Origin of the sequence: Devosia geojensis (assembly GCF_000969415.1) — a bacterium.
Taxonomy (GTDB): domain Bacteria; phylum Pseudomonadota; class Alphaproteobacteria; order Rhizobiales; family Devosiaceae; genus Devosia; species Devosia geojensis.
Window position 1 is genome coordinate 1 of the sequence record NZ_JZEX01000147.1, and the last position, 24,486, is coordinate 24,486.

General features: G+C 64.9%; 30 protein-coding genes. 20 read left to right on the forward strand and 10 right to left on the reverse strand.

Annotation, left to right across the window (positions count from 1 at the left end):
- The first annotated feature begins 592 nt into the window (after nucleotides 1–592).
- Genes rpe through VE25_RS17255 form a run of 5 tightly spaced genes read left to right on the forward strand, consistent with a single transcriptional unit; the run spans nucleotide 593 to nucleotide 3,997 of the window.
- On the forward strand, nucleotides 593–1,273 hold the full coding sequence (gene rpe / locus VE25_RS17235; protein ID WP_046109898.1) for a ribulose-phosphate 3-epimerase: 681 nt from the start codon (nucleotides 593–595) through the stop codon (nucleotides 1,271–1,273).
- A 36-nt stretch (nucleotides 1,274–1,309) separates the two neighbouring features.
- Nucleotides 1,310–2,626: an adenylosuccinate lyase gene (gene purB, locus VE25_RS17240; RefSeq protein WP_046109899.1), complete on the forward strand. Its 1,317-nt coding sequence runs from the start codon at nucleotides 1,310–1,312 to the stop codon at nucleotides 2,624–2,626.
- The gene (locus VE25_RS17245) at nucleotides 2,623–3,033 is read left to right on the forward strand and encodes a GNAT family N-acetyltransferase (protein ID WP_046109900.1); all 411 of its coding nucleotides are present in this window, start codon (nucleotides 2,623–2,625) and stop codon (nucleotides 3,031–3,033) included. The genes purB and VE25_RS17245 overlap by 4 nt, the downstream gene beginning before the upstream one ends.
- The gene (locus tag VE25_RS17250) at nucleotides 3,030–3,581 is read left to right on the forward strand and encodes an RBBP9/YdeN family alpha/beta hydrolase (protein ID WP_046109901.1); all 552 of its coding nucleotides are present in this window, start codon (nucleotides 3,030–3,032) and stop codon (nucleotides 3,579–3,581) included. The genes VE25_RS17245 and VE25_RS17250 overlap by 4 nt, the downstream gene beginning before the upstream one ends.
- Nucleotides 3,578–3,997 carry a GNAT family N-acetyltransferase gene (locus VE25_RS17255; RefSeq protein ID WP_046109902.1) on the forward strand — a complete coding sequence of 140 codons (420 nt, stop codon included), beginning with the start codon at nucleotides 3,578–3,580 and terminating at the stop codon, nucleotides 3,995–3,997. Before VE25_RS17250 ends, VE25_RS17255 begins: the two co-directional genes overlap by 4 nt.
- A 50-nt stretch (nucleotides 3,998–4,047) precedes the next feature.
- On the opposite strand, the gene VE25_RS17260 is transcribed toward VE25_RS17255, so the two are convergent.
- Complete coding sequence (locus tag VE25_RS17260) at nucleotides 4,048–4,371, reverse strand: DUF1476 domain-containing protein (protein ID WP_046109903.1); 324 nt, start codon at nucleotides 4,369–4,371, stop codon at nucleotides 4,048–4,050.
- Between the two features lie 243 nt (nucleotides 4,372–4,614).
- Here VE25_RS17260 and purC point away from each other — a divergent pair, with 243 nt between their 5' ends.
- The 12 genes from purC (at nucleotide 4,615) to grxD (ending at nucleotide 13,588) form a co-directional block, all read left to right on the forward strand.
- Nucleotides 4,615–5,379 carry a phosphoribosylaminoimidazolesuccinocarboxamide synthase gene (gene purC, locus VE25_RS17265; protein WP_046109904.1) on the forward strand — a complete coding sequence of 255 codons (765 nt, stop codon included), beginning with the start codon at nucleotides 4,615–4,617 and terminating at the stop codon, nucleotides 5,377–5,379.
- A 15-nt stretch (nucleotides 5,380–5,394) separates the two neighbouring features.
- Nucleotides 5,395–5,637 (forward strand): phosphoribosylformylglycinamidine synthase subunit PurS, encoded by a 243-nt coding sequence (purS, locus tag VE25_RS17270; RefSeq protein ID WP_046109905.1) that lies wholly within the window; start codon nucleotides 5,395–5,397, stop codon nucleotides 5,635–5,637.
- A gap of 265 nt (nucleotides 5,638–5,902) precedes the next feature.
- On the forward strand, nucleotides 5,903–6,988 hold the full coding sequence (locus tag VE25_RS17275; RefSeq protein WP_046109906.1) for an acyltransferase family protein: 1,086 nt from the start codon (nucleotides 5,903–5,905) through the stop codon (nucleotides 6,986–6,988).
- Between the two features lie 102 nt (nucleotides 6,989–7,090).
- The gene (purQ, locus tag VE25_RS17280) at nucleotides 7,091–7,759 is read left to right on the forward strand and encodes a phosphoribosylformylglycinamidine synthase subunit PurQ (RefSeq protein WP_046109907.1); all 669 of its coding nucleotides are present in this window, start codon (nucleotides 7,091–7,093) and stop codon (nucleotides 7,757–7,759) included.
- Nucleotides 7,756–8,400, forward strand: a complete 645-nt coding sequence (locus tag VE25_RS17285; RefSeq protein WP_046109908.1) for a Pr6Pr family membrane protein — start codon at nucleotides 7,756–7,758, stop codon at nucleotides 8,398–8,400. Before purQ ends, VE25_RS17285 begins: the two co-directional genes overlap by 4 nt.
- A 55-nt stretch (nucleotides 8,401–8,455) precedes the next feature.
- Nucleotides 8,456–10,690, forward strand: a complete 2,235-nt coding sequence (purL, locus tag VE25_RS17290; RefSeq protein WP_046109909.1) for a phosphoribosylformylglycinamidine synthase subunit PurL — start codon at nucleotides 8,456–8,458, stop codon at nucleotides 10,688–10,690.
- 122 nt (nucleotides 10,691–10,812) lie between these two features.
- Nucleotides 10,813–11,409, forward strand: a complete 597-nt coding sequence (locus tag VE25_RS17295) for a hypothetical protein (protein WP_046109910.1) — start codon at nucleotides 10,813–10,815, stop codon at nucleotides 11,407–11,409.
- A gap of 74 nt (nucleotides 11,410–11,483) precedes the next feature.
- The gene (locus VE25_RS17300; RefSeq protein WP_046109911.1) at nucleotides 11,484–11,717 is read left to right on the forward strand and encodes a BolA family protein; all 234 of its coding nucleotides are present in this window, start codon (nucleotides 11,484–11,486) and stop codon (nucleotides 11,715–11,717) included.
- Nucleotides 11,647–12,045, forward strand: a complete 399-nt coding sequence (locus tag VE25_RS17305; RefSeq protein WP_342019259.1) for a DUF6665 family protein — start codon at nucleotides 11,647–11,649, stop codon at nucleotides 12,043–12,045. Before VE25_RS17300 ends, VE25_RS17305 begins: the two co-directional genes overlap by 71 nt.
- Before the next feature lie 3 nt (nucleotides 12,046–12,048).
- On the forward strand, nucleotides 12,049–12,720 hold the full coding sequence (locus tag VE25_RS17310; protein ID WP_052732060.1) for an HAD family hydrolase: 672 nt from the start codon (nucleotides 12,049–12,051) through the stop codon (nucleotides 12,718–12,720).
- 42 nt (nucleotides 12,721–12,762) lie between these two features.
- A complete protein-coding gene (locus tag VE25_RS22025; protein WP_280136845.1) occupies nucleotides 12,763–13,158 on the forward strand; it encodes a GNAT family N-acetyltransferase in 396 nt (131 codons plus the stop codon).
- Nucleotides 13,159–13,252: 94 nt separating this feature from the next.
- Nucleotides 13,253–13,588: a Grx4 family monothiol glutaredoxin gene (gene grxD, locus VE25_RS17320; RefSeq protein ID WP_046109913.1), complete on the forward strand. Its 336-nt coding sequence runs from the start codon at nucleotides 13,253–13,255 to the stop codon at nucleotides 13,586–13,588.
- Nucleotides 13,589–13,634: 46 nt separating this feature from the next.
- Here grxD and VE25_RS17325 read toward each other — a convergent pair whose 3' ends face one another.
- On the reverse strand, nucleotides 13,635–13,925 hold the full coding sequence (locus tag VE25_RS17325; protein WP_046109914.1) for a Dabb family protein: 291 nt from the start codon (nucleotides 13,923–13,925) through the stop codon (nucleotides 13,635–13,637).
- A gap of 186 nt (nucleotides 13,926–14,111) precedes the next feature.
- Here VE25_RS17325 and VE25_RS17330 point away from each other — a divergent pair, with 186 nt between their 5' ends.
- Both VE25_RS17330 and VE25_RS17335 read left to right on the forward strand, forming a co-directional pair.
- On the forward strand, nucleotides 14,112–15,335 hold the full coding sequence (locus VE25_RS17330) for an MFS transporter (RefSeq protein ID WP_046109915.1): 1,224 nt from the start codon (nucleotides 14,112–14,114) through the stop codon (nucleotides 15,333–15,335).
- A gap of 144 nt (nucleotides 15,336–15,479) precedes the next feature.
- Nucleotides 15,480–16,733: a multidrug effflux MFS transporter gene (locus VE25_RS17335; protein WP_201776111.1), complete on the forward strand. Its 1,254-nt coding sequence runs from the start codon at nucleotides 15,480–15,482 to the stop codon at nucleotides 16,731–16,733.
- Between the two features lie 3 nt (nucleotides 16,734–16,736).
- Here the strand turns inward: VE25_RS17335 and VE25_RS17340 are convergent, their stop codons facing one another.
- The 5 genes from VE25_RS17340 to ttcA form a co-directional block, all read right to left on the reverse strand.
- On the reverse strand, nucleotides 16,737–17,366 hold the full coding sequence (locus VE25_RS17340; protein ID WP_046109916.1) for an ATP-dependent Clp protease proteolytic subunit: 630 nt from the start codon (nucleotides 17,364–17,366) through the stop codon (nucleotides 16,737–16,739).
- 63 nt (nucleotides 17,367–17,429) lie between these two features.
- Nucleotides 17,430–17,807: an SRPBCC family protein gene (locus VE25_RS17345; protein ID WP_046109917.1), complete on the reverse strand. Its 378-nt coding sequence runs from the start codon at nucleotides 17,805–17,807 to the stop codon at nucleotides 17,430–17,432.
- Entirely contained in the window at nucleotides 17,804–18,136 is a 333-nt protein-coding gene (locus tag VE25_RS17350) for an ArsR/SmtB family transcription factor (protein ID WP_083989025.1), read from the reverse strand. The genes VE25_RS17345 and VE25_RS17350 overlap by 4 nt, the downstream gene beginning before the upstream one ends.
- Nucleotides 18,137–18,170: 34 nt before the next feature.
- Complete coding sequence (locus tag VE25_RS17355) at nucleotides 18,171–18,983, reverse strand: inositol monophosphatase family protein (RefSeq protein WP_046109919.1); 813 nt, start codon at nucleotides 18,981–18,983, stop codon at nucleotides 18,171–18,173.
- A gap of 14 nt (nucleotides 18,984–18,997) precedes the next feature.
- Nucleotides 18,998–19,867, reverse strand: coding sequence for a tRNA 2-thiocytidine(32) synthetase TtcA (gene ttcA, locus VE25_RS17360; protein WP_046109920.1), 870 nt, complete (start codon nucleotides 19,865–19,867; stop codon nucleotides 18,998–19,000).
- A gap of 161 nt (nucleotides 19,868–20,028) precedes the next feature.
- Between ttcA and VE25_RS17365 the strand changes: the two genes are divergently transcribed.
- Nucleotides 20,029–21,417, forward strand: coding sequence for a peptide transporter (locus tag VE25_RS17365; protein WP_046109921.1), 1,389 nt, complete (start codon nucleotides 20,029–20,031; stop codon nucleotides 21,415–21,417).
- Nucleotides 21,418–21,551: 134 nt separating this feature from the next.
- On the opposite strand, the gene rpsD is transcribed toward VE25_RS17365, so the two are convergent.
- From rpsD to VE25_RS17380, 3 genes are all read right to left on the reverse strand, one after another.
- Nucleotides 21,552–22,169, reverse strand: coding sequence for a 30S ribosomal protein S4 (gene rpsD, locus VE25_RS17370; RefSeq protein ID WP_046109922.1), 618 nt, complete (start codon nucleotides 22,167–22,169; stop codon nucleotides 21,552–21,554).
- 167 nt (nucleotides 22,170–22,336) lie between these two features.
- Nucleotides 22,337–23,575, reverse strand: coding sequence for an MFS transporter (locus VE25_RS17375; protein WP_046109923.1), 1,239 nt, complete (start codon nucleotides 23,573–23,575; stop codon nucleotides 22,337–22,339).
- Between the two features lie 97 nt (nucleotides 23,576–23,672).
- Nucleotides 23,673–24,467, reverse strand: coding sequence for an RNA methyltransferase (locus tag VE25_RS17380; RefSeq protein WP_046109924.1), 795 nt, complete (start codon nucleotides 24,465–24,467; stop codon nucleotides 23,673–23,675).
- Between the last annotated feature and the right edge of the window lie 19 nt (nucleotides 24,468–24,486).

Genomic DNA, 24,486 nt, shown 5'->3' on the forward strand with positions numbered 1-24,486 from the left:
CCCCCGACCCCTCCCCTCAAGGGGGAGGGGAGGCAGTGCTCAACCCGTTGATCCGGCAGAGAAAGCGGGAACTTATCCCCGCACCCGCGCACCTGCCCCATACTCACTCCCACCTCCCGCACGACGCGGTGTCGACGAAACGCCGGCGGGAGGGTCCGGGTCAGCGGGGGTCGCCCTGCAGGGTCCCGAGCCGGAGCGAGCCGGGCGGCTTACCTCCGCATCTGTTTTGCCGGGAGGCGGCTACGTAGCCATCCGCCCCCGCGCCCGTCACCCCCAGCTACGGGGGGCTGGCTCGTTAGTGGGCCTGGCGGGTCAAGGCAGGTCGGAAAGCCCCTGGCGGTAATCCAACCGGCAAAGACCCACCATCCGGATGCGCGGGGCGGGCGAAAGCCTCCCGTTCTTTTTTATCGATAGGTTCGAGGCCAAGTCCGCCCCGCGCCGTTAGCCCGCAGCAAGGCGGGAGACTTGAGGAGGAACCGTGAGGCCGCAGGGCCGGGCGGGGCGCAGCCATGCCTATTTCTGCCCCACCCCTTGTGAGCAAAGCCCCTTGCGGCTATGGCAGGCTGACGCCCGGCGAGACAGGGAACCAGAGATGTCGCAGCGACCGATCCGTATCGCGCCTTCCATCCTCTCGGCCGATTTCGCGCGCCTTGCCGAGGAAGTGCGCGCCATCGACGCGGCCGGCGCCGACGTCATCCACGTCGACATCATGGACGGGCATTTCGTTCCCAACATCAGCTTCGGTCCGACCGTCATGCAGTCGATCCGCAAGGCGACGGCCAAGCCCTTCGACGTCCACCTGATGATCGCCCCCGTCGATCCCTACATCGCCGCCTTCGCCAGGGCGGGCGCCGACGGCATCACGGTCCATGCCGAGGCCGGCCCGCACCTGCATCGCTCGATCCAGGCGATCAGGGCCGAAGGCAAGCGCGCCGGCGTCGCCGTCAATCCGGCGACCTCGGTCTCCGTCCTCGAGCACGTCATCGGCGACATCGACCTCGTCCTCGTCATGAGCGTCAACCCCGGCTTCGGCGGCCAGAGCTTCATCCCCGCCGCGCTCGAAAAGCTCCGCCAGGCCCGCGCCCTCATCGGCGCCCGGCCGATCGACCTCGAGGTCGATGGCGGCGTCGGTCCCGACAACGCCCGCGAGATCGCGGCCGCCGGCGCCGACCTGCTCGTTGCCGGCTCCTCGATCTTTGCCGGCAACGACCCCGCAACCTACGCCGCCCGCATCAAGGCCCTCCGCGATGCGGCGACGACGATCCGTGCTTAAAGCGGACTCAAACTCTCAACCAGCGAGCCTAACCTGATGATTCCGCGCTACTCCCGCCCCGAAATGGTCGCCGTCTGGTCTGCGGAAACGCGCTTCCGCATCTGGTTCGAGATCGAGGCGCACGCGACCACCGCTCTTGCCGAGCTCGGCGTCGTGCCGAAAGAGGCCGCCGAAGTGATCTGGGAAAAGGGCAGCAAGGCGACCTTCGACGTCGAGCGCATCGACGAGATCGAGCGCACGACCAAGCACGATGTCATCGCCTTCCTGACGCACCTCTCCGAGATCGTCGGACCGGAAGCCCGTTTCGTCCACCAGGGCATGACCTCGTCGGACGTGCTCGATACGACCCTTGCCGTGCAGCTGACCCGCGCCGCCGACATCCTGCTGGCCGATATCGATGCCCTCCTCGCCGCCCTCAAGCGCCGCGCCTTCGAGCACAAGGCGACCATCACCATCGGGCGCAGCCACGGCATCCATGCCGAGCCGACGACCTTCGGCGTCAAGCTCGCCGAGGCCTATGCCGAGTTCTCCCGCAACCGCACTCGCCTCGAAGCCGCCCGCGCCGATATCGCGACCTGCGCCATTTCCGGCGCCATCGGCACCTTCGCCAACATCGACCCTTACGTCGAGGAATACGTCGCCCAAAAGCTCGGCCTTTCGGTCGAGCCGGTCTCGACCCAGGTCATCCCGCGCGACCGCCACGCGATGTTCTTTGCAACGCTCGGCGTCATCGCCTCCTCCATCGAGCGCGTCGCCACCGAAATCCGCCACCTGCAGCGCACCGAGGTGCTGGAGGCCGAGGAATATTTCTCGCCCGGCCAGAAGGGCTCCTCGGCCATGCCCCACAAGCGCAATCCGGTGCTGACCGAGAACCTCACCGGCCTTGCCCGGCTCGTGCGCGGCATGGTCACCCCTGCCCTCGAGAACGTCGCCCTCTGGCACGAGCGCGACATTTCGCACTCCTCGGTCGAGCGCATGATCGGCCCGGATGCCACGGTGACGCTCGACTTCGCCCTCGCCCGCCTCACCGGCGTCATCGACAAGCTCCTCGTCTATCCCGAGAACATGCAGCGCAACCTCGACCTGCTCGGGGGCCTCCACAATTCCCAGCGCGTCCTGCTCGCTCTCACCCAGGCCGGCCTCTCGCGCGAGGCGAGCTATGCCGTCGTCCAGCGCAATGCCATGAAGGTCTGGGAAATGCGCGGCGACCGCACCGGCGTCTTCGCGCGCAACCTCAAGGACGATCCGGAAGTGATTCTGTCCGATGCGGAAATCGACGCCATGTTCGACGATGCCTATCATCTCAAGCACGTCGAGACGATCTTCCGCCGCGTGTTCGGGTCCGCGTCATGAGCGCCATCGTCTACGCGCAGGAGCAGACGCTCGGCGCCGAGGACTATATTGCCGTCGTCGGATCGACCTACATGGCCGAGCGCCGGCCGGTCGGGAACGTCGAACGGGTCCGCCGGATCCTGACCGGCTCAAACATGATCGTGACGGCGCGTCAGGACGGCAAGATCGTGGGCGTGCTCCGCGGCATCTCCGACGGCGAATGGGTCTGCTACGTGGCGGACCTTGCGGTTCATCCCGAGCACCAGGGCAAGGGCATCGGCACCGGGCTCCTCAGGAAGTGCAAAGACCTTCTCGGCCCCGGCATGGGGATCGTGCTGGTCGCCTATCCCGAGGCGGTCGAGTACTACCGAAAGATCGGCATGGGCGAGATGCCGGCCTTCTATTTCGACCGCGAGATACGCACGTGAGAATTTCCGAAGCCGACATCCTCATCCTGCCGGGCCTCGGCAATTCCGGCTATGGCCACTGGCAGCGCCGCTGGGGCGAGCGGCTGCCCAATGCCCGCTTCGTCGATCAGGACGAGTGGGACGAGCCGCAGCTCGAGGATTGGGTCGACGCCATTCATCGCGAGATCCTGATGGCAACGCGTCCGGTCATCGTCATCGCCCATTCGCTCGCCGTGATCGCCCTCGCCCACACCGCGCAGCGCCTGGTCGATACCAAGGTGCGCGGCGCGTTCCTCGTTTCGGCTCCCGACATCGAGATGAACCGCGACGTGCCGCGCGAGACCGCCCCGTTCGCGCCGATCCCCCGCGATCCCTTCCCGTTCCCGTCCATGCTCGTCGCCTCGGCCACCGATCCCTATTGCAGCCTCGAGCGCGCCGCCGAGTTCGCCTCCTGCTGGGGCTCGGACTTCCACGTGGCGGGCGATGCCGGCCACATCAACCTCCAGTCGGGCCACGGCCCGTGGCCGGAGGGCCTCCTCATGTTCACCCGGCTGATGCAGCGGCTATGAGCGAAGCCTATACCCTCGTCCCGGCCACTCCGGGCGTCGACGACTACCGCCGGCTGCGCGTCGAGGCGGGGCTCAGCCCCAAGTCCGAGGACTCGGCGCGCACGGGCCTGCCCAACACCTGGTTCGGCGTGACCGTCCTTTATGAAGGCCGCGCCATCGGCATGGGCCGCGTCATCGGCGATGGCGGCACCGCGTTCCAGATCGTCGACATCGCCGTCGAGCCGGCGCACCAGGGCAAGGGCCTCGGCAAGCGCATCATGGGCGCGCTGATGGACCATCTCCACGCCAATGCCCCGGCCGGCGCCTATGTCAGCCTCATCGCCGACGGCGACGCGCGCCACCTCTATGCCAAATACGGCTTCGAGCCCGTCATGCCCGCTTCGATCGGAATGGCCACCCGCGCCGGGCGCGAATGAAAAGGCCGGCCCCAAGGACCGGCCTTCGAAACGCGATCGCCGAACTGCAGTCAGCCCTCGGCCACCACCTGTTCGCGGGCGACCTCGGCGAGCTGATCCATCTTCGAGCGAATCGCCGCGTCATCGACGGCGACGCCCTTGGCCTTGAGGTCGGACGAGACCTTCTCGAACACGTCGCTGTCGCCCGGCTTGGCGAAATCGGCCGCCACCACTTCGGCGGCATAAGCGCTCGCCTCATCACCGGTCAGCCCCATCAGTTCGGCCGCCCAGATACCGAGCAGCTTGTTGCGCCGCGCTTCCGCCTTGAACAAAAGCTCCGCGTCCAGCGCGAACTTGGCTTCCTGGCCCTTCTTGCGATCTTCGAATCCCGACACTCTGTCTCTCCCGTTAGCCGCTTGCCTGTCGGCTCTGGACATAGAGGGTTCGCCACCCCAAATCAACGCCACGCGAGATATCCACGATGCCGCACCGTGCGGCATAATGGGCCCGATGGCGAGTCGCGCGGGCTCCGCCGGCCTGCGGGCCGCCCAGCGAAAGGACTTGCTTTTCTGTCCCGTTCTGGCGCATGAAGCGGCCCAATTCTCCAACACTCCCTTCATCGGTATCGGCAGAGCACTATGAACCGTCGTCGCAGAATCTATGAAGGCAAGGCCAAGATCCTATTCGAGGGTCCCGAGCCCGGCACCCTGGTTCAGTACTTCAAGGACGACGCCACCGCCGGCAACGGCGCCAAGCACGACGTCATCGACGGCAAGGGCGTGCTCAACAACCGTATTTCCGAGTTCATTTTCAGCAAGCTCAACGGGCTCGGCATCCCGACTCATTTCATCCGCCGCATCAACATGCGCGAGCAGCTGATCAAGGAAGTCGAGATCATCCCGCTCGAGATCATCGTGCGCAACGTCGCCGCCGGTTCGCTGGTCAAACGCCTCGGCCTCGAGCCCGGCACGCAGCTGCCCCGCTCGATCATCGAGTTCTGCTACAAGGACGACGCCCTCAACGATCCGATGGTTTCCGAAGAGCACATCACCGCCTTCGGCTGGGCGACGCCCCAGGAGCTCGACGACATCATGTCGCTCGCCATCCGCGTCAACGATTTCCTCTCCGGCCTGTTCATGGGCGTCGGCATCCAGCTCGTCGACTTCAAGATCGAGGTCGGCCGACTCTATGAGGGCGACATGATGCGCATCGTGCTCGCCGACGAGATCTCGCCGGACAACTGCCGCCTGTGGGACATCAAGACCCGCAACAAGCTCGACAAGGACCGCTTCCGCGAGGACCTCGGCGGCCTCGTCGATGCCTATCGGGAGGTCGCCCAGCGCCTCGGCATCCTGGTGGAGGCCGAAAACGCCCTCACCACCGGTCCCCGTCTCGTCCAGTAGTATTTAAAGGCACCGATGAAAGCGCGCGTCACCGTCACCCTCAAGACCGGCGTCCTCGATCCGCAGGGCCAGGCCATCGAAGGTTCCCTCAAGGGACTCGGCTTTTCCGGAGTGACATCCGTACGTCAGGGCAAGGTCTTCGACCTTGCTTTCGACGGCAGCAACGAAGAGGAGGCCCGCGCCTCGATCAGCGAAATGTGCGAGAAGCTTCTTGCCAACACCGTGATCGAAAACTACGCGATCGAAATCCTCAATTAGTTAACTCCTTCGTGCCACACTGGAAACTCGCGCTGACTACGCGCCGGGACCTACGATGCTGACCAAAATCTCGCTTTCGGTTCTCTTCTTTGCTTCGATGTGCCTGCTCTTTGCAGCCTACGCTTCGGTGCCGACCTGAGAGGCCGGCATTTGACTAAACCTTTATCGGTTAAGTATTTTTCTTAATCCTGCGCAAACTCACTTATCCACGTGCGGGCCAAACTCGGCTATCTAGGGCCGCAGGTTTGCAGGTGGAGTGTGGGGCATGTCGGACAAGAGCCAGCGCCTGGATTGGGTGGATACGGCCAAGGGTCTCTCGATCCTTCTGGTCGTGATGATGCATTCCGCTTATGGCGTGGGTGAAGCCACCGGCGGCACGGGCGTCCTGCATTGGATCATCGCCTGGGCGACACCCTTCCGCATGCCCGAGTTCTTCCTGATCTCCGGCCTCTTCCTCGCCAGCGTCATCGGCCGCGACTGGCCGCGCTTCGCCGACCGTCGCGTCGTGCACTACCTCTATTTCTACGCCCTCTGGGCGGTCATCCACATCGTCTTCAAGGTCGGCCTCGGCGCCGGCGATCCGGCGACCGCCGCGAGCTATCTCGCCTGGGCGGTGATCCAGCCCTATGGCGTGTTGTGGTTCATCTACATGCTCGCCGTGTTCAGCGCCGCCACCAAGCTCGTCCATGACTGGCGCATACCGCACTGGGCCGTGCTCGCCGCCGGCGCCGTACTGCAGATCGCGCCTATCGAAACCGGCCTTTATGCCGTTGACCAGTTCGCCGAGTACTTCGTCTATTTCTATGCCGGCTACGCCCTCGCGCCGCTGATCTTCCGCCTCGCCGGCTGGGCGGCCGAGAATATCGGCCTGGCCTGCATCGGGCTTGCGGCCTGGGCCGCCATCAATACCGGCCTCGTGTTCTCGCCCGGCTTTGCCGTGGAGCCGGCGGGCAGCGTCATGGGGATTGCGGGCCTGCCGGGCGTGCGGCTCGTGCTGGCGCTCGTCGGGTCCGTCGCGCTTTGCGTCATCGCCGTCCTGCTCTCGCGCCTGCCGTTCATGGAATGGCTGCGCTGGCTCGGCGCCAGGTCCATTGTCGTCTATCTGGCCTTCGCCCTGCCCATGGCGGTCACGCGCGAAATACTGGTACGCCTCGGCGTCATCGACGACACGAGCGTCCTCAGCATCCTCGTCATGGCGAGCGCCGTCATTAGCCCGCTGGTGCTCTATTGGCTCATCGAGCGCACCGGCTGGGGCCGCTTCCTCTTCGAGCGGCCGGCTTGGGCGCATATTCCGGGAACGCCGGGTTCCCGCAGCTACCCGGCAAATGCCGTCAAGACTCCGGCCGAATAGAACCGGCAACAATGGGCGAGATATTGCATCTCGCCCCTTGCCTTTTGTGGCGACATCGCCAAGAAGACGGTCCTTGAGCCCTACATTCCAAGGACCAGTGCGATGAAGTCCGCCGTCGTCGTGTTCCCCGGCCTCAATCGCGATTCCGACATGATCGCCGCCCTGACCAAGATCGGCGGCGTGAAGCCCGCCGTCGTCTGGCATCAGGACGAGACGATCCCGGACGTCGACCTCATCGTCATCCCCGGCGGCTTCTCCTATGGCGATTACCTTCGCGCCGGTGCTATCGCCGCCCGCTCGCCAATTATGGATTTGATCCGCGACCGCGCCGCGCAGGGCGTCAAAGTGCTGGGCGTCTGCAACGGCTTCCAAATCCTCACCGAAGCCGGTCTGCTCCCCGGCGTCCTCATGCGCAACGCCTCGCTGCGGTTCGTCTGCCGGCAGGTCAAGCTCGAGGTCGCCAACGCCGACACCGCCTTCACCCGCGGCTACATCTCCGGCCAGGTCATCCGCTGCCCTGTCGCCCACCACGACGGCAACTACTTCGCCGATCCGGAAACCCTCGCGCGCGTCGAGGGCAACGGCCAGGTCGCCTTCCGCTACGCCGACGGCACCAACCCCAACGGTTCGATCAACGACATCGCCGGTGTCTTCAACGAGACCAAGAACGTGCTGGGCCTGATGCCGCATCCGGAGAACCTTATCGAGAGCGCCCATGGCGGCAGCGACGGCCGCGCACTCTTTTCGGGTCTGCTCGAAGCGGCGGCATGACGATAGGCGTGCCGAAGCTCCTGACCTATCTCGGGCTCCTCGTCGGCGCCTTCGGCCTCGTGCTGCAATTCGCCATCAGCATCCCGTCCTATCTCGCCGCCGGCCGTTGGCTGCCGGACGCGCTCATTACCTTTTTCTCGTTCTATACGATCCTCACCAACATCGCCCTGGTGCTGATCTACCTGTCGCAGGTGACGGCGATCGGCTGGCTGCGCCCGTTCCGCAGCCCGGTCGTCCGCGCCATGATGGTCGCGGTGATGGTCCTTGTCTGCGGCTTCTACCATCTGCTGCTCGCCGATCTCTGGGACCCCGAGGGCCTTTTCCGCGTCGCCGACGTCACCCTCCACTATGTGACTCCCATCCTCTATCTCGTCTGGTGGCTTTTCGCGCATCGTCACGGCGAGCTCGGCTACACCGACATCCCGGCGATGCTGCTGCCCACCCTCGTCTACTTCCTGTGGGTGCTGGCGCGCGGCGCGGTCGTTGGCGAATACCCCTACCCGGTCCTGGCGGCAAATGAGCTCGGCTACGGCGCCGTCGTCGTCAACGCTCTCTTCATCGCCGCTTTCCTCGCGGTCGGGTCCATGCTGGTCATCGCCGTTGACCGCCTGCTCGCCGGACGGCAGGCGATAGCCGAATGACCAGCCACCTCCAGTTGAAGTACAATCCGGAACCGCCCCACGGAACCGCCACCCGATGACCATCCCCAACGACATTGCCATCACCCCTCAGCTCGTCGCCGACCATGGCCTCAAGCCCGACGAGTACCAGAAGATTCTCGATCTCATCGGACGCGAGCCGACCTTCACCGAGCTCGGAATCTTCTCGGCGATGTGGAACGAGCATTGCTCGTACAAATCATCGAAGCGCTGGCTGCGCACGCTCCCGACGCAGGGGCCGCGCATCATCCAGGGGCCGGGCGAGAACGCCGGCGTCGTCGACATCGGCGACGGGCAGGCGGTGGTCTTCAAGATGGAGTCCCACAACCACCCCTCCTACATCGAGCCCTACCAAGGCGCGGCGACGGGCGTCGGCGGCATCCTGCGAGACGTCTTCACCATGGGCGCGCGCCCCATCGCCGCCATGAATGCGCTGCGCTTTGGCGCGCCCGAGCATGAAAAGACCCGCCACCTCGTCTCCGGCGTCGTCGCGGGCGTTGGCGGCTACGGCAATTCCTTCGGCGTGCCGACGGTCGGCGGCGAGGTCGAGTTCGACCCGCGCTATAACGGCAACATTCTCGTCAACGCCTTCGCCGCCGGCCTCGCCGACACCGACAAGATCTTCTATTCCAAGGCGGAAGGCGTCGGCCTGCCAGTCGTCTATCTCGGCGCCAAGACCGGCCGAGACGGCGTCGGCGGCGCCACCATGGCCTCGGCCGAGTTCGGCGACGACATCGAGGAGAAGCGCCCGACCGTGCAGGTCGGCGACCCCTTCACCGAAAAGCGCCTGCTCGAGGCCTGCCTCGAGCTGATGGCGACGGGCGCCGTCATCGCCATCCAGGACATGGGCGCTGCGGGCCTCACCTGCTCGGCCGTCGAGATGGGCGCCAAGGGCGACCTCGGCATCGAGCTCGACCTCGACAAGGTGCCCGTGCGCGAAGAGGCGATGACCCCTTACGAGATGATGCTCTCCGAAAGTCAGGAGCGCATGCTGATGGTCCTCTCCCCCGACAAGGAGGACACCGCCCGCGCCATCTTCGAGAAGTGGGAACTCGATTTCGCCACCGTCGGCCGCACCACCGACGACCTGCGCTTCCGCGTGCGCTGGCATGGCGACGAGGTCGCCAACCTGCCGATCAAGGACCTGGGCGACCAGGCCCCCGAATACGACCGCCCCTGGGTCGCTCCGCAGCCGCCGATTCCGCTCGCGGCCGACGACATCCCGCAGATGGACGTGGCCGACGCGCTCCGCCAGCTTCTCGGCAACCATCACCTTTCGTCCCGCCGCTGGGTCTACGAACAGTACGACACGCTCATCCAGGGCAACTCGCTGCAGACGCCGGGCGGCGACGCCGGCGTCGTCCGGGTCGAGGGTCACCCGACCAAGGCCCTGGCCTTCTCCTCGGACGTGACGCCGCGCTATTGCGAAGCCGACCCCTACGAGGGCGGCAAGCAGGCCGTCGCCGAATGCTGGCGCAACCTCACCGCCACCGGCGCCGACCCCCTCGCTGCAACCGATAACCTCAATTTCGGCAATCCTGAGCGTCCCGAGATCATGGGTCAGCTCGTGCGCGCCATCGAGGGCATCGGCGAAGCCTGCCGCGTGCTGGAGTTCCCGATCGTCTCGGGCAACGTCTCGCTCTACAACGAGACCAACGGACGCGGCATCCTGCCGACACCGACCATCGGAGGCGTCGGCCTCATCCCCGATTGGTCGCGCATGGCGCGTACCGGCTTTGCCGCCGAGAACCAGCCGATCCTGCTGGTGGGGGCGCCGCCCGCCTGGGGCACGCATCTCGGCCAGTCGATCTACCTGCGCGATCTCTTCGGTCGCAAGGACGGCCCCGCTCCGCTCGTCGACCTCATCCACGAGAAGAAGGTCGGCGACTTCGTGCGCGGCCTCATCCGCAATGGCGTCGCGACGGCGGTGCATGATCTTTCCGACGGCGGCCTGGCGGTCGGCCTTGCCGAGATGGCCATGGCTTCCGGCATCGGCGCCACCGTCAGTCAACTTGATGGCTACGATCCGATTCCCGTCTTCTTCGGCGAGGACCAGGGCCGCTATCTCGTGACCGTCGCGCTCGATCCGCAGGGCGAGGCCTTCCACGACCTCCTCAACGAAGGCGCCGCTCACGGTATCTTCGTGCCCTGGATCGGCACCACCGGCGGCACGAACCTCGTGCTCGGCAGCGCCCGTCCGGTGCCGGTCACGGAACTGCGGGCTGCACACGAGAGCTGGTTCCCCGCCTACATGGCCGGCACGATAAGCTGAGGACAACCGAGCTCGAAACGAGCGCGGCGGCGAATACTCATATCCTCGTCCCCCGCCAACGCCTTATCATCGCCCGAGTTTGGTGACGAAAAGAAGCGGCGGGGATTATTGTGGAGACGAGAATGAAGTTTCGCCGTCGCATAGGCGGCGTCGTGCTGGCCGCCGCGCTCGCGGTGCCGGCTGCCGCCAATGCCCAGAGCCTCAACATCACCCGCGGCATCTTCGACAACCAGCCCTATACCCTGATCTATCCCGGCGCCATGATCGCCTCCGGCGGCGGACCCGACCCGCTGACGATCAACCACCCGGATGCCCCGCTCCAGTGCGAGCTCAACATCATCGCCATCGAAGCCACCGGCTGGACGCCGCAAGGCGCCCTCGAAAACTTCGATGCCGACTCGGCGGCCGACAAATGGGCGGAAACCTTCCCCGGCTTCGCCATCACCGGAACCACGGTGCGCCCGTACCAGAACGGCGAGGCGCTGATCTATGAGGGCGAGAGCGAGGATTCGCCCATGGACGTTCCCATCACCCTCGTTCACGCCGAGGCGGTGGACGCCAGTCGCGGCTACGCGCTCGACTGCATCTATGCCACCGACGTGGCCGACAACGCCCGACCGATCGTCGATTTCATCATCGCCAACTTCTCCACTCGCTCAGATGCAGAGTGCTGCATAGGCGCAGAGCCAGCCGAGGAGCCGCTCGCGCCTGCCCAATAGCAAGCCTTTGTATTGAAGGTGGCCTGCCCGCATGCCATATCAATCGAGTGAATGCGGTTTGCAGGAGGTGAGCCATGCCGATGGATGCGAGCGAAATCGAACGCCGGATCAAGTCCGCCCTCCCCGACGCCGAGATCGAGATTCGGGATCTCGCCGGTGACGGCGACCACTATGCCGCCTCGGTGAAGTCCGAGCAGTTCCGCGGCAAGTCGCGCGTGCAGCAGCACCAGCTCGTCTATGCGGCCCTCCAGGGCGACATGGGCGGCGCACTCCACGCCCTCGCCCTCCAGACCAGCGCGCCCGATTGATCCGGTGTCTCTCAAGGACTCCCTCGACCTAATAAGGACCGTTCGTCCCGAAGCCGGGACGGCCATGCTCGATCACGAGATCATGGCCGAACGCGCCTCCTCGCTCGGCGAGGCCGAGCGGCAGGTCATCAAGACCATCGCCGCCCTCGCCCCCGCCGCCGGCGATCGCGCAGTCAGGCTCGCCGAGGCACAGAAGGCCGTCTGGCAATACTTCGTCCAGCGCGAACTCTGCGGCTTCAGGCGCCACGCGGAGGTGATTCGGGACTTGAACATTCCGCCCGAAGTCCTGAACGGACTTGGCGCTTCCCACACGATCCGGCAGCGGTAGCTCATGACTCGAGCCATCCTTTTCGACGTCGACGGCGTCCTCGTGCATAGCCGTTTTCACCCGGATGCCAAGCGCCGCCGTCTTTGGGATGAGCACCTTCTCTCGGATCTCGGCGTGGATCCCGCGCGCCTCCAGGCCTTCTTCCGAACCGAATTCATGCCGGTCATCACGGGCCAGCACTCCCTCGTCGACGCACTGGATACGTTCCTGCCGACGGTCGGCTACACCGGCTCGACCCTGCGGTTCATCGAGTACTGGCTCGAGCGCGACACTCACGTGAACTACGCCCTCATAGAGGAGGTCACGCGCCTGCACCGTTCGGCGGACGTGCGCGTGTTCGTTGCGACCAACCAGGAACACCTGCGCGCCGCCTATCTCTGGCGCGAGCTTCGCCTCGGGCATGTCTTCGACGACATGCTCTATGCCGCCCGCCTCGGCGCCGCCAAACCCGACCCGCTGTTCTATGAGCGGGCCGCCCGCCACCTGACGGCATGCGACGGTCCTCCTCTGCTCTTCGATGACTCAAGGGAAGTCGTCGAAGCGGCCCGCGCCTTCGGCTGGGACGCGGCGCTGTTCAACGACCTCGAAGACTTCACCACGCATCCCTGGATCGCCGCGAACCTGAGAGAATCCGGAAGTGCCCGCAATCGCGATACGATCGTTCCGGCTGGCTGACGGCGCGGCGCTCGCCGATCTGCACCGTGCGCGATCCTGGCGATACCGGAGCAATTCTACAGCTCCGCCCAACGGCAAAGTTGGGCGTACGGGCTGACGAACGAAGGCTATGCCAAGGCCGTGGCAGGCGGCGAAATCATCGAGGTTGCGGTGAACGGAAGTGATACCGCCATCGCATTCTGCGGACGAAAGAACGCGGAGGTGTGCGGCCTCTATGTCCACCCAGACCATCAGGGCAACGGCATCGGCCGCACGCTGCTGGAGCGCGCCGAGGCGGCGATCATCGCGGCCGGGCACCGGCGCATCGCGATCCGGGCAAGCCTGTCGGCCGTGCCGTTCTACCGATCTTGCGGTTACGCTGAGATCGGCCGTACCGAGTTCACCAGCCGTGGCGGCCTCGTCATATCGGCCGCCAACCTCGAAAAGATCATCGCCTGATGCCGATGGTACCCTCGACAGGCCGGCATCGCTGCACTATTTAGGACTGAACAGTGTCTGGCCCTTGACCCCGGACAATTGAAAGGCTCTTCCAATGACCGACATCAATGCCTTCATTGACGAGAAGGTGAAGACCAACGACGTGTTCCTCTTCATGAAGGGCACGCCGGATTTCCCGCAGTGCGGCTTCTCCGGCCAGGTCGTGCAGATCCTCAACTATCTCGGCGTCGAGTACGACAGCGCCAACGTTCTGGAGGATCCGGAACTGCGCGAAGGCATCAAGGCCTATTCCAACTGGCCGACCATTCCTCAGCTCTACGTCAAGGGCGAATTCGTCGGCGGGGCCGACATCGCCCGCGAGATGTTCCAGAGCGGCGAGCTGCAGAGCTTCCTCGAAGGCAAGGGCATCGCCGTCCGCCAGACGGCCTGATCCCGGACCGTTCATTCCCACGCCGCGCCTGCCGGGCGCGGCGTTGTCATTTGTGGGCCGGGAAATCCGCTGAAAGCCTCAGCTCGCGCATCGGGCGCACGCGGCGGGTCGTCTCGGCATAAGTCGGATGCGCCTTGTAGGCCTTCAGCGCAGCCTCGTCGGCGAACTCGGCATAGACGACGACGTCGACCTCGTTGGAAATCTGGTCGATCTTGGAATTCCGCGTCGTCTCGAAGCGGGAAACGCCCGGGATCGTACCGAGCGCCTCGAGTTCGCCGATCATGGTGTCGATCGTCGCCGGGTCCTTGGCGGTGAAGAAAACGATATGGCGGATCAAGGGACTTGCCGGAAATCGGTTGCAGTGGCTCCTTCTTGCGCCCCGCTGCGCCCGCGTCAATCGACAGCCACATCGCAGCCGCAATATGCCGCACCCATTCGCGTCCGTGATGGCTTCATCAGATAATTTCACTGTCGCTTATGGACCGCCGGGCGTAGACAGGACGTCCAGCTTCGGACGACGCCCATGACCACGATCACTGCCACCCGCCAGCCGGCTATCCCGCTCGCGCTGATCATCATTGCCGGCTGCATCATCGCGGCCATTGGTTTCGGCACTCGTGGCGCCTTCGGCCTCTTCACCCTGCCCGTTACCGAAGACCTCGGCCTCACCCGCGAGCAGTGGGGCATGGCCATGGCCATCCAGAACCTCGCCTGGGGCATCGCCCAGCCCTTCGCCGGCGGGTTTGCCGATCGCTACGGCACCGGCCGGACCCTCGCGGTCGGCGGGCTCATCTATGCGGCTGGCGTGCTGTGGATGGCCTTTACCCCCAACGCCGAGATCATGTACCTGTCAGCCGGCATCGTTACCGGCGTCGGCATCGCCATCGCCTCCTTCGGCGTCGTCATGGCCGCCTTCGGCCGGGTCGTGCCGCCCGAGAAGCGCAGCTTCGTCTTCGGCATCGCGACCGCCGCCTCTTCGGCCGGCCAGTTCATATTCGCCCCCGTCGGCCAGGGCTTCATCTCCGCCTTCGGCTGGCAGATGGCCCTCGTCTACATCGCCTGCCTGCTGCTGCTCATCGTGCCGCTCTCGGCAGCCCTGCGCGGCCGCGCAGAGAGCGTTGCCGGCGAGGCGGACCTGCCGTTCATGGAAGCCCTGTCGAAGGCATGGGGCTATCGGTCCTACCGACTTCTCGTCATCGGCTTCTTCGTCTGCGGCTTCCACCTGGCGTTCATCAACGTCCACATGCCCGCCTATCTCGTCCAGTGCGGCCTGACGCCGGAGGTCGGCAGCTGGACCATCGCGGTCATCGGCCTCTTCAACATCGCCGGCTCACTGCTCTCCGGTTACCTGGGCGGACGCTTCCCCAAGCAGATCCTGCTCTCGGCCATCTATTTCTCCCGCGCCGTCGCCATCGGGCTCTTCCTGCTGGTCCCCGTCAGCGAGTTCACCGCCTACGCCTTCGCCGCCGCCATGGGCCTCCTCTGGCTCTCGACGGTGCCGCTCACGGCCGGCCTCGTCGGCCTCTTCTTCGGAGCGCGCTATCTCGGCATGCTCTATGGCATCGCGTTCCTGTCGCATCAGGTGGGTTCGTTCGTCGGTGTCTGGCTCGGCGGCGTCGTCTACGACCAGACCGGCTCCTACAGCCTCGTCTGGTATCTCGGCATTCTGCTCGGCCTGGCTTCAGCGGCCGTGCACCTGCCGATCAACGAGCGCAGCGCGCCCAACTTCACGCTTAAAACCGCCTGAGTTCTCAAGGCGATGCGAGCAGAACCCGAATCGACCCGGCAAGATCGGGCCGATCCAAGACTTGCCAAATTCGGCTCACGGGTTCATGGTCGCGGCGCTTGATATTGCCGCACCTCCCGCCGGCCTTTCACCTTCGAGATAATAATGTTCGATATGACCAAGCGGGCAATTTCCCGCCCGGAATTCATTGCTCTCATGGCAGCGCTGATGGCGCTGAATGCCCTTGCCATCGACGTCATGCTGCCGGCCCTCCCCTATATGGGCGAAGCGCTCGGCATCTCGTCCGAGAACGAGCGCCAGTTCGTCATTTCCGCCTACATGTTCGGCTTCGGCATCGCCCAGCTTGCGTTCGGCCCACTCTCCGACAGGTTCGGGCGGCGCGCGCCCCTGCTCGTCGGCATGGCCATCTATATCGCTGCGGCGGTGGCGGCCGTCTTCGCGCCCGACTTCGGCGTGCTCCTCGCCTTCCGCTTCATTCAGGGACTGGGAGCGGCCTCGACCCGCGTCATCGCCACCTCGATCGTGCGCGACCGCTATTCCGGCCGCGCCATGGCCGAGGTCATGTCGCTCACCTTCATGGTGTTCATGGCCATTCCCGTCATCGCCCCCGGCATCGGGCAGATCCTGCTGCTGACGGGCCCCTGGCAGACGATCTTCCTGTTCATGGGACTGCTCGCCATCGTGTTCGGCATCTGGGCGTTTTTCCGCCTGCCCGAGACGCTCGCGCCCGAGAACCGCCGCGCCCTGCGGCTCAGCGTCATCGCCGAGGGTTTCCGGCTGGTCTTCACCAATCGCGTGGCCTTCTCCTATGGCCTCGCGGGCATGTTCCTCTTTGCCGCCCTTTTCGGCTTCATCAGCACCAGCCAGCAGATCTATGTCGACATCTACGGGCTCGGCGTCTATTTCCCCGTTGCCTTCGCCGCCGTTGCGGTGCTGATGGCGATCTCCTCGTTCCTCAACTCGCGCATCGTCGCGCGCTTCGGCATGCGACGCCTCTCCCACTTCGCCGTGCTCGTCTACACCGGCGTCAGCATCGTCTGGGTGGTGCTGGCATTGGCCGGGTTCATGCCGCTCTGGCTGTTCCTGCTGCTCCTTGCAACCGCGATGTTCATGTTCGGCTGGGCCGCCTCCAACATGAATTCGCTCTCCATGGAACCGCTGGGCGCCGTGGCGGGCACCGCCTCTTCGGTCTTCGGCTTCGTCCAGACCGTCGGCGGCGCCCTCATCGGCAGCTATATCGGCCAGCACTTCGACGGCACGGTGGTGCCGACGGCCATGGGCTATGCCTCGATGGGCGTGCTGGCGATCATCTGCATTCTCATCGCCGAGAAGGGCAAGCTCTTCGGCGTCGCGCCGCAATATGCCCACCCCGGCGATGTGGTCGCCGAAACGAAGTAATTCCTACTCGCTCTCGGGGGCGTCCGCGCCCCCGACCTGCGAGCGGTCGCTGAAGACCTGGTCGATCAATCCCCAGGTCTTCGCCTGTTCCGGCGTCATATAGTGGTCGCGCTCGAGCGTGCGCTCCACCTCTTCATACGTGCGCCCGCAATGCTTCACATAAGCCTCGATCACCCGATGCTTGAGCTGGCGCGAGTTCTCGGCATGGATGAGGATGTCCGTCACCTGCCCCTGATAGCCGCCCGAGGGCTGATGGACGAGGATCGTGGTGTTGGGCAGCGAGGCCCGCCGTCCGGGCGCACCGGCCATCAGCAGGAACGAGCCCATCGAGGCCGCCACGCCCATGCAGAGCGTCGCCACCGGCGCCTTGATGAACTGCATGGTGTCGTAGATCGCGAGGCCTGCCGTCACCACGCCTCCCGGCGAGTTGATATAGAGGGAGATCTCCTTCTTCGGATTCTCCGCCTCGAGAAACAGGAGCTGCGCGCAGATGAGCGCGGCCATGTTGTCCTCCACCTGCCCGTTGAGGAAGATGATCCGCTCCCGCAGCAGCCGCGAATAGATGTCGAACGAGCGCTCTCCGCGCGTCGATTGTTCGATGACGATAGGGACGAGTTGCATCGCGTCGCGCATAGGCGAACCTCCGATCGGGTCTGTTGGCGAAATAGCCCGCTCGCTGCGGCAGGCCGGAAAGACTTAAGCGGCCATCATCATGGGCACCTGCCCATTGTCATTGGCTGCACTCACCGGCACGCTATGCGTGAGGCGAAAGAGCGTCTGCTCGTCCGCGAGCGGATCGAGTTCGAAGGTGACGAGGCTGTCGCCCTCTGCCGCGCCCTTGCCGGACTCGCGCCAGCGATAGGTCAGCCGCCGGTTGGGTTCCTCGGCGACCAATGTCCAATCGATGCGCTCGGCGAGCCCTTCTTCCGCGCCGGAAAAGCTCATCGCCTCGCCCTCGATCGGCAGCAGCCACCGTTCCAGATATTCGGGGATGGTCAGCGCCCGCCACACCTTCTCGGGTGGCGCGTCGAGCACCGTTTCGAACACCATGGGTTCCTCGGTGACGTCGGTCATTGATCCATCTCCTTGATGAGGTTCCGCAGCCGCTCGATACGAGAAGGCCAGAAGGCGCGGTGGCGCGCCAGCCACTCGTGCAGCGGCGCGAGCCCTTCCGGATCGACGCTGTAGTTGACGTTGCGCCCCTCCCGCCGCTCGCGGATAAGCCCCGCTCCGCGCAGCGCCGCGATGTGCTGGGAAAGGGCCGGCTGCGAGATGACAAACCCCTCGCGCAGCGCCGTACCCGTCATCTCCCCCTGCGCCAGCCGCTCGAAGACGGCGCGGCGCGTGGGATCAGCCAGGACCTTGAAGATATCCGCTTCGTTCATGCACACACATAAGCACACGCTTATGAGTCATGCAAGCGGAGATCGGAATGGATCAGAAGGTGAAAACCTCGCGCCGCAACGCTTGCCAGCTGGCTTCGTCCGGCGCGACGAGGAGGCCGCCGTCGCGATGCTGCGGCCCGTAAGGCGAACCATCGAACCGAGCGACATAAGCCCCGGCCTCGGCCACGATCAAGCAGCCGGCGAGATGATCCCAGGGCATCAGCTTGTTGTACATCAGGAAATGGAGGTGCCCGCCTGCCGCAAGGCGATACTCATGGCCCGCGCAGCGATAGTTCGCCGAGATGGCGACCTGGGCGAGATTGGCCATGATCCTGCGGCGCTGATCGACCGGCAGGAAGCTGGTCGAGGCGGCGCCGGTCATTTCTGCGATCGGCAAAGGCGCTGCGAAACGCAGCCGATTCATGCGCCCGTCCGGAAATTTCTGCCAGGCCCCGGCGCCCTTCTCGGCCAGGATCCAGTCGTCGCCGAGCGGGTCGTAGATCACCCCGGCAACCGTCCGCCCGTTCTGCACCACCCCCGCCATCACCGCGAAAAGCGGCAGGCCCGAGGCGAAGTTGTAGGTGCCATCGACAGGATCGATGAAGATCGTGATGCCCTCTTCCACGGAGCTGTCGAGCAGCGCGGGATTGGCCGCCACCGCTTCCTCGCCGATCACCAGATGATCGGGATTGTGAGCCTGGATCGCCGCGGTGATGGCGCGCTCGGCCGCCTCGTCGGCTTCCGTGACGAGGTCGGTAGCGCTCGACTTGGTGCGGATCGCGCCCTCGTCGAGCCGGCGGAAGCGCGGCATGATCTCGTCCTGCGCGGCCTGGCGCAGCACCTCGGCGAGCCGTTCGATGTTCATCGGGGAGTATCCTTTCAGTCGCCCGTGTTCCGCAGCCCCGCTAGGCCGGCGAAATCGAAGAGGCGGGGGTCCAGCATGTGGCTCGGATTGATGTTGCCGAGCGCGCGGATCATCACGTCCTTGCGGCCCGGCATCCGCTTCTCGATATCATTGAGCATCGCCTTCATCGCATTGCGCTCGAGACCCTCCTGCGAGCCGCAGAGGTCGCAAGGGATGATCGGGAACGCCATCGCCTCGGCAAAGCGCGCCAGATCCTCCTCGGCGCAGTAGATGAGCGGCCGCAGTACCTCGACATCGCCCTCGTCATTGAGCAGGCGCGGCGGCATCGCCGCGAGCTTGCCGCCGTGGAAAAGGTTCATGAAGAACGTCTCGAGGCTGTCGTCGCGGTGGTGCCCCAGCACCAGCGCCGAGCAACCCTCCTCGCGCGCGATGCGATAGAGGTGCCCGCGCCGCAAGCGCGAGCAGAGCGAACAATAGGTCGCCCCCTCAGGCAGCTTGTCGGTGACGATGGAATAGGTGTCGCGGTATTCGATGCGATGCGGCACGCCGAGGCCGGTCAGGAACTCCGGCAGGATGTGCTTGGGAAAGTTCGGCTGTCCCTGGTCGAGGTTGCAGGCGAGCAATTCGACCGGCAGCAATCCGCGCCACTTGAGGTCGAGCAGCAGCGCCAGCAGCCCATAGCTGTCCTTGCCGCCCGAAAGCGCCACCAGCCAGCGCTCGCCGGGCTTGACCATGCCGAACTTGTCGATCGCCTCGCGCGTCAGGCGAATAAGACGCTTACGGAGTTTGTTGAACTCGACGCTGCGCGGTGCATCTGCGAAGATCGGGTGTGCGCCGGTCTCATGGTCTTCGTCCGGCCGAATATCGAGCGCGATCTCGTTCATTGGGCTACTCCGCTTCCGCGACGCTGCTCATAGCCTCTTGCGGCGCCGAGGGGAAGCGCGGTTCCGTCCGGCAAACCTTACCAAGCTTTAACTTACCTTTCTTGCTTTGGCCGATTTGCGTCAGTTAGATGACGCATTCCTGCGCACCCTGGAGTCTCGCGGTGTTTCGATCCTTCTTCCCCGTCCCCAAGCTCTTCTTCTCCTCGGCTGCGCTCTGGCTGCTTGCCTCGGTCCTGCTATGGTTCGCCATTGGCGAGCCGGTGCGATCGGTCATCAGCATAGACCGTTTCACCCATCCGGCCGTCGAAGCGCCGGTATCCGACCAGCCGACGACAGCCGATCAGCCGGGGACGGACCCGGCGACCGGAGCCCAGCAGTCCAACCCCAACGCGCCGGCCACGACAGAGAGCGATGCCCCGGCCGCACCGGACCCGACGGCCGCTGCCGCCGAGGGAACGAGCCTCAACTTCCTGACGGCGGAACGTGTATGGCTGTATCAGTACGTGCTGATGACTGCCCTGATCTTCTGCGTGTTCTGGTACTTCTACAAACGCAACGAGTGGTATTGGTGGTCGGTGGTGGCCTCGACCCTCATCCTGCTGGTCATCTATTTCCAGGTGCAGGTGCAGGCTTTCGTCAACGAATGGTCGGGCTCGTTCTTCAACACCATCCAACTGGCGCTGACGCAACCCGGATCGGTGACGCCGGACCAGCTCTACGGTCTCACATGGACCATCGTGCTCGTGACCATTCCCAACGTGCTGGTGGCGGTCGCACTCGCCTTCTTTACGTCGCACTACGTGTTCCGCTGGCGCAAGGCGATGAACTTCTACTACATGGCCTACTGGCCCCAAATTCGCGGGACGGAAGGCGCGGCGCAACGTGTTCAGGAAGATACCATGCGGTTTGCCTCAATCATGGAGGACTTGGGCACCGCATTCTTCGATTCACTGATCACCCTGGTCGTGTTCCTACCTCTGCTCTGGCAGCTCTCGTCCCATATCAGCGAACTACCGATCTTCGGGGCGACGCCCGGCGGACTGGTCTGGGTGGCACTTGTCGGTGCCGCCGCCGGGACGGCCCTGCTGGCGGTGGTGGGCATCAAGCTGCCTGGCTTGAACTTCGCCAACCAGCGCGTGGAGGCGGCCTACCGCAAGGAATTGGTCTTCGGTGAGGACCATGCCGACCGGGCCGCTCCGCCGACGATCCGCGAGCTCTTCGCGGGCGTGCAGCAGAACTATTTCCGCCTCTATTTCCACTACACCTATTTCAATCTCGCGCGTTACGGTTACACCAACATGGTTGGCTACGTACCGCTGCTGGTGATGGCGCCCTCCATTCTTGCCGGCACGCTGACCATGGGCCTCTACCAGCAAATCCAGATCGCCTTCGGACAGGTGTTCGGCTCGTTCCAGTTCTTCGCGCGCGCCTGGACCGTGATCGTCGAACTGCAGTCGGTGGTCATGCGCCTGCGCAAGTTCGAGAGCTACATTCCGCGCGATCAGGAACCGATCAAGGAGAGCGTCAGCCACGCAACGCCGGCGCAGTAGCGCCGGCTGCGAGGCCAACCGCTACGCCATATCCCCCGCTTCGCAAAGTGGGGTGATGCCGCGATGAGATACCTCCCAAAGCAAAAGGGCCGCTCCGAGGAGCGGCCCTTTCTAATTCCGTAGAACCGTTTCGCCTAGCGCGAGTAGAACTCGACGACGAGGTTCGGTTCCATCTGGACCGGGTATGGCACATCCGACAGAGCCGGAATGCGTGCGTAGGTCGCGGTCATCTTGTTGTGGTCGACCTCGATGTAGTCCGGCACGTCACGCTCGGCGAGCTGGGTCGCCTCGAGAACGATGGCCAGCTGCTTGGACTTCTCGCGAAGCTCGATCTTGTCGCCGACCTTGACCTGGTAGGACGGGATGTTGACCCGCTTGCCGTTGACCAGGATATGGCCGTGGCTGACGAACTGGCGCGCGGCGAACACGGTCGGCACGAACTTGGCGCGGTAGATCACCGCGTCGAGACGGCGCTCGAGCAGGCCGATCAGATTCTCGCCGGTGTCACCCTTGACGCGGGCGGCTTCCGTATAGAGGCGCTTGAACGCCTTCTCGGTGACCGAGCCGTAGTAGCCCTTGAGCTTCTGCTTGGCGCGCAGCTGCAGGCCGTAGTCGGAGAGCTTGCCCTTGCGGCGCTGGCCGTGCTGGCCGGGGCCATAGGCACGGTCGTTGAGCGGGCTCTTGGGGCGGCCCCAGATGTTTTCGCCCAAACGGCGGTCGATCTTGTGCTTGACTGAATGACGCTTCGACATCGCGTATCCTTCTTCAAAGTTGAATGGATCGCGCCCTCCTCTGCCGCCTTGCGGACGGCCGACAGATCCCAATACTCAGGAGATCCCGGGTGCGCCTATGGGCCAAAGGCCCGGATAGGTGGCGGCGTGATACGCACGGTCTGTCACAAAGTCAAGCGAAACCGGCCTCAGGCCATGCGCTTGTCGAGCGCCCGCTGTTCGCGCAGGCCCGGGAATATCCGGCTCCAGATCACCGCCACCGCAATCGCGCCGAACCCGCCGATGACGACGGCGGGCACCGGCCCGATGAAATGTGCGACGGTGCCGGCGCGGAACTCGCCGAGCTCGTTGGAGGCGCCGATGAAGACGCTGTTGACCGCGTTCACCCGCCCTCTCACTTCCTCTGGAGTCCAGAGTTGCATGATCGTCTCGCGGATGGTGACGCTCACCATATCGGAGGCGCCCACCAGCGCCAGCGCCGGCACGGAGATCCACATGGTCGTTGAGAACCCGAAGATCACCGTGAACGCACCAAAGAGCCCGACGAAGAGGAAGAGGAGCTTGCCTGCATGGTCGCGCACCGGATAGCGCGTCAGGAACAGCGCCATGAGGATTGCGCCGATCCCCGGCGCGGCGCGCAGCAGACCCAGTTCCTCCGGCCCCGCATGCAGGATGTCCTTGGCATAGATCGGCAACAGAGCCACCGCCCCGCCCATCAGCACGGCGAACATGTCGAGCGAGATGGCGCCCAGCACCACCTTGTTGGCGAAGATGTAGCGGAAGCCCGCCAGCATCGTCTCGAGGCTGGTAGCCTGGCGCGACTCGCGCTGGGCCGGCTTCGGGATCAGGGAAACGCAGATGACCCCGGCAACGAGCAGCGCCGCCGCCGTGCCGAAGGCGATGGTCGGCGAAAGCCCATAGAGCAGTCCGCCGGCCGCCGGTCCGGTGATCGAGGCGAACTGCCATGCCGACGCGTTGACCGTGATGGCGTTGGCCAGCGCCTCCGGCGGCACGAGGTTCGGCGCCAGCGACTGCGCCGCCGGCCCCCAGAATGCACGTGCGACACCGAGGGCTATGAGGATGCCGAAGATCGGCCAGACTTCATGCTCCTGCGCGTTGACGGTGAGCAGAAATCCGATGGCGCAGGCGAATTCCACGACCAGGCAGATGCGCATGATCATGCGGCGGTTGAAGCGGTCGGCGGTCAATCCCGTCAACAGGATGAGGAGGAGCGCGGGCAGGAAGAGGCACAGCCCCACCAGCCCCAGCAGGAACGCGTTGCCCGTGACGTCGTAGATCTGCCAGGCAATGGACACGGACATGATCTGCACCGCGAAACTCACGGTGAGGGTCGTCAGCCAGAAGAAGCGAAAACCGACATAGCTGAACGCCTGGCGGCGCGAGTCGGCGGGGGTGTGACCGAGCATGATGCGTCAATCGATGCCACGGCGCCGGTGCGGCGTCAAAGGCGATTTATGGCCAGATTGTCGGATTGCAGCGCAAAATGCGCTCGAACCTTTCGCTTTATTCCTCGCCCTTGTCGCGTTTGTTCCGATGCCGCTCGTGAGCACGATCGATCGAGGAGATGATGCCGCGGAACGTGCGCACCTCCTGACTGGTGAACTGCCCGCGCGACAGCATCGTCCTGAGGTTGTTGACCATGGCCGGACGCTTGTCCGGCGTGGTGAAGAACCCGGTCCTGTCGAGCGTCGATTCCAGGTGCTCGAACATGCCGACGACTTCCTCCTTGGGAGCCGGCTCGCCGATGTTCTCGCCGAACGGCAGCGTATCGGCGAGGCCGTTCTGGCGCCGCCATTCATAGGCGAGGATCAGCACGGCCTGGGCGATGTTGAGGGAAGCGAAAGCGGGTTCGACCGGCAAGGTGACGATGGCGTCCGAGAGCGCGACTTCCGGATTGAGCAATCCCCACTTCTCCCGCCCGAAGAGGATGCCGGCCTTCTGCCCGGACGCGATGTGGACCGAGAGATCGCGGCACGCCTCCTCCGGCCCGAGCACGGGCTTGCGCATGTCGCGGGAGCGGGCGGTGGTTGCGTGAACGAGCGAAAGGTCGGCGATGGCCTCTTCGACCGTCGCAAAGACCCGCACCCGCTCGATCACATGGTCGGCCTTGGAGGCGCTGGCGACCGCCTTCTCGTTGGGCCAGCCATCGCGCGGATTGACGAGCCGCAGGTCCCACAGCCCGAAATTGGCCATGGCGCGCGCGGCCGCGCCGATGTTCTCGCCCAGTTGCGGCTCGCATAGGATGATCGCCGGTGTGGGCCGGAATGTGAGTTGCCGTGAAGAGTCGGTGCCTGCCATCCCGCGCTCTTACTTCAAG